Source organism: Acinetobacter sp., assembly GCF_050285345.1.
Lineage (GTDB): Bacteria > Pseudomonadota > Gammaproteobacteria > Pseudomonadales > Moraxellaceae > Acinetobacter.
The window spans coordinates 1-3,282 of record NZ_JBLZXR010000098.1; the positions used below are offsets into that span (position 1 = coordinate 1).

General features: G+C 43.9%; 5 protein-coding genes and 2 pseudogenes. All 7 read right to left on the reverse strand.

Translation table 11 applies throughout. From position 1 onward, the window contains the following. A pseudogene (locus ACN6OV_RS08435) lies at positions 1-235 on the reverse strand (hypothetical protein); the annotation flags it as partial. Then, positions 232-606, reverse strand: coding sequence for a hypothetical protein (locus tag ACN6OV_RS08440; RefSeq protein ID WP_427951904.1), 375 nt, complete (start codon positions 604-606; stop codon positions 232-234). The pseudogene ACN6OV_RS08435 and the gene ACN6OV_RS08440, both read right to left, overlap by 4 nt. Before the next feature lie 318 nt (positions 607-924). Further along, the gene (locus tag ACN6OV_RS08445) at positions 925-1,302 is read right to left on the reverse strand and encodes a glutamate 5-kinase (protein ID WP_427951907.1); all 378 of its coding nucleotides are present in this window, start codon (positions 1,300-1,302) and stop codon (positions 925-927) included. Next, positions 1,302-1,679, reverse strand: a complete 378-nt coding sequence (locus ACN6OV_RS08450; RefSeq protein ID WP_427951910.1) for a DnaT-like ssDNA-binding protein — start codon at positions 1,677-1,679, stop codon at positions 1,302-1,304. Before ACN6OV_RS08450 ends, ACN6OV_RS08445 begins: the two co-directional genes overlap by 1 nt. Before the next feature lie 9 nt (positions 1,680-1,688). Next, positions 1,689-1,904, reverse strand: a complete 216-nt coding sequence (locus tag ACN6OV_RS08455) for a hypothetical protein (RefSeq protein WP_427951913.1) — start codon at positions 1,902-1,904, stop codon at positions 1,689-1,691. A gap of 10 nt (positions 1,905-1,914) precedes the next feature. Then, positions 1,915-2,934 (reverse strand): hypothetical protein, encoded by a 1,020-nt coding sequence (locus tag ACN6OV_RS08460; RefSeq protein ID WP_427951916.1) that lies wholly within the window; start codon positions 2,932-2,934, stop codon positions 1,915-1,917. 9 nt (positions 2,935-2,943) lie between these two features. Further along, positions 2,944-3,282, reverse strand: a pseudogene (locus ACN6OV_RS08465) (hypothetical protein); the annotation flags it as partial.

The window sequence follows — 3,282 nt, forward strand, 5'->3', positions numbered from 1 at the left end:
ATAACTGGATAAACACAATGCCCGGCGTGCGAGTACATGGCTGATCACCAATACTGGCAATAAATGTTCCAGCATTATTCACTGTGACTTTGGCCCAGATCTGTCCAGCTGGTGGTTCATATGGTTTGCCACCAACCTGAGGATTATTTGCCAGCTGTATATTAGCTTTAGGCATGCCAGTGAATGTGCCAACACGCGCAAGAATTGCTTGTAAGGCTTGAGTATTGGTCATCATCTGTATTTCTCACAAACATATCGGAATGAAAGCGCGTAGACACCATTGGGTGCCTGCTGACTGTGACCATTTTCCAAAGCTAGGCCATATGGACTATTGGTCTGGATGTAAACAAGACTGCCTATTTTCGCTGTATATGCTATTTGTAGCCCTTCACGTAGCGTTTCATTGCCTGACAGGTCATAGCCTTTTTCATAAGTGTTTTGAGGTGAATCAATCGTGATCTTATGTGATGCCCGAAACTCACCATCTTGCACCGGTGAGCGCACAACAACTTGCTGAAGTGTATCGCCTACGATATTTTTAAGGTGGTCGTCTGCGGTTTTAAGCATATCGAGCGAAAAATTACTCGGTTTGTTTTTCCAGGCCATAAATTCCATCCATTAAAAAACCCACCGAAGTGGGTTTAATTTATTTGTGATGTGAGCTTTTGTAGGAATGTATCAAGCTCATCTTGCGTTTCAAAATTTAGCGTTAATACATGGTCATTTGAAAACACAATATTCAGTTGCAGTATTTTTCTTTGCAGGTTGTTTGCTGTTGAAAGATTTTCTATAAGTCTAATTTTATCTTTATTGATAAAAATTTCCGACTTGTTGTGCGGCATAATATATTTCATGAACATTGTTATTTCTTCTCATATTTATATCAAAATTAGTTCTAACATATTTACGTCACAAGTCAACAATCTACCCAACTCTTCTCAACTGGCAAGTCCAAATACTACCTGTTGGGTCTTGGCTAATATTCACCACCTTGAACCGGCCCTTACTGGTAGTCCAAACATCATCAATCTGTGGAATGCCTGTGACCTCATTCTGTAGCACGATAGCCTTAGAGTCTGTCACCTGGTAATCAGTCGGCTTGACCATATCTTTTAAATACGAGCCAAATAAAACACCACGCCCTGAATATGACTCATCACCAACAACTGGATAAGTCTGCGTTTCAAAATCAAACTCACCCGAATAAATCAGTTTTGTGCAGGTGAAGGTGTCAACCGCATCGGCTAGATCAGCACTAAATGCCGCAGCCACTTCGGCCTGAATATCATCTTTAATACCCATTACTTCACCACAAATGTATTAATTCCAAAGCCTTTAGAAAGGTACGGTACAAGCAGATCTTCAATGAATAACATCGTCGAGCTTTTGCCCTGCTCCATGCCTGGTACATATTCCTTTTGAACTTCTACCGTATCGGCTTTGACACGCTTGGATTTCACAACCCCATCCGTCTGCGTTACGTAAAGCTCGCCTTTAGCGGCCAGTTGTGCAGCATAAGCCCCTGCAAGTAATACATCTTCCGGGATTACTTCAAATTGACGCAAATGCTTAACACGAAGCCAAGCATTCGCCTGAGTAACTGCGAGATTAGCGTCACCCGATCCAGCCCAATCTGGGCCAAGGCTTTGAGTGACTGAATCGATAGTGACGTAATTCATAGTTATTCCTTATGGGGTTACAGTGCCTGCACCATTACCAGTTTCGCTTTCTGTACCAGTTAGTGGTTCAGTCACATCTGGGTCTTTAATGCCGTAGTCTTTACCTGATTTAGTTTCATCAAACACTTTGCCATTAGCTAAAGTGCTTGTGCTTTCATCCAGGTAAGCGCGTTCCGATGGATACGTGTAGTTAACGGCTGGCTTTACTAAGTCTTTAGGAAGCATGTCCTACTCCTTATAAGTTGGTGATTAAGAAACGGAATGGAACTGCTGAGGCACCGTTGACCATTTCCCAGTTTTCGGCTTTTTGCAGGTCACTCCATGAAGCAGACAAAGCTTCATTCTTCGTACCACCAGTTAAGGTGTTTTCAGGGGCAACAAAACTAAAGCCTTGTGGATGAATCAAGATGTTGCGACGAGTACGCAGGATACGATGACCAGCACCATTACCTGTGCCGCCAGTACGCTCAACTTCCAAGTCATCTTCACCCGGCACTTGGTCATAAGAGAACGCGCCATTTGAAGCGAGAATGGAAATGAATTGAGCATTCACGCCCGTTCCAATTTTGGTGCCAAAGTCAGTTTCAATCACAGCACGGCCGTTATACACATCAACCGGTGGCAGGTTGTCACTTGTAGTTACTCGCTCCACCAGTTTCTGCTTACGCATTTTAGCTGCGATTTGTGGATGCACGAAAATCACACCATTACCACGCATACCGCGACTCATCGTAGCCTCAGCATCAATGAACGCATCCACACTAAAACCAGATGCTTCAGTAGCAGATGATGTTTTAGAAATATCAGTAGTCAACTTTTTACCGTTGGCCCAGTCGTAATTGCGAAGGCCGGTTACAGTCGCACGTGCGCGGTTTTCACCAACACCTTGCCACATACCGTCAATCAGACCACCAATAACTTCGAGTGCATTCACTTGAGATAAGTAGCGCCCTAAATTTGACTCTTGGAAGCCTTCGTTTAGGAATGCAACACGACCACCCATTGAGCCAGCGTCAATTTCACGCGGAACAGCAATATCAGTGATGATGGTGTTGCCGTAGTTTGGCTCAAGGTTGGAATCAATACCGTTGATATACGGCACTTCAAAAGTTTTAGAGCCACTGGTAAGCAGTGGACGCAAACGAGCATCACTAGCAAATGCGCCTGACTGTACTAAAGGTGATCGCTTTAATGGGTCTGGTGCGATATAAGATAGTAAAAGCTCGCGGTTAAATACTTGGGCTAATGTAGCCATAAATTACTCCTAAATTGGGTTAAATGCGCCACTTGCGACAGCTTGAGCAAACCCTTCTGGGTCATTCTTTTGCCAGTCGGCGCGTTCTGTTTGATTCATTTCGCTTGGTTTTTTAGTAGCACCGCCACCTTGACCACCAGAAGCCCCACTTCCTGATGCGTTTGACGCACGAATCAAAGGCTTGAATGCCTCATTCGCACGAAATTCTTTTTCTAAATCTTCAATGCTCAATGCACTTGGCTTGCCCTGCAAATCAAGAACACGGATTTTGATTTCACCATCTACAGTTTCAACCTGCAGACGATTGCTAATATGTGGAAGTAAAACTGAATCACTACCTGGTACAGC

Bases quoted from the DNA above. Each gene is read 5' to 3' on its own strand.
- ACN6OV_RS08460 (WP_427951916.1), bottom strand. From the start codon at position 2,934: ATGGCTACATTAGCCCAAGTATTTAACCGCGAGCTTTTACTATCTTAT.
- ACN6OV_RS08455 (WP_427951913.1), bottom strand. From the start codon at position 1,904: ATGCTTCCTAAAGACTTAGTAAAGCCAGCCGTTAACTACACGTATCCA.
- ACN6OV_RS08450 (WP_427951910.1), bottom strand. From the start codon at position 1,679: ATGAATTACGTCACTATCGATTCAGTCACTCAAAGCCTTGGCCCAGAT.
- ACN6OV_RS08440 (WP_427951904.1), bottom strand. From the start codon at position 606: ATGGCCTGGAAAAACAAACCGAGTAATTTTTCGCTCGATATGCTTAAA.
- ACN6OV_RS08445 (WP_427951907.1), bottom strand. From the start codon at position 1,302: ATGGGTATTAAAGATGATATTCAGGCCGAAGTGGCTGCGGCATTTAGT.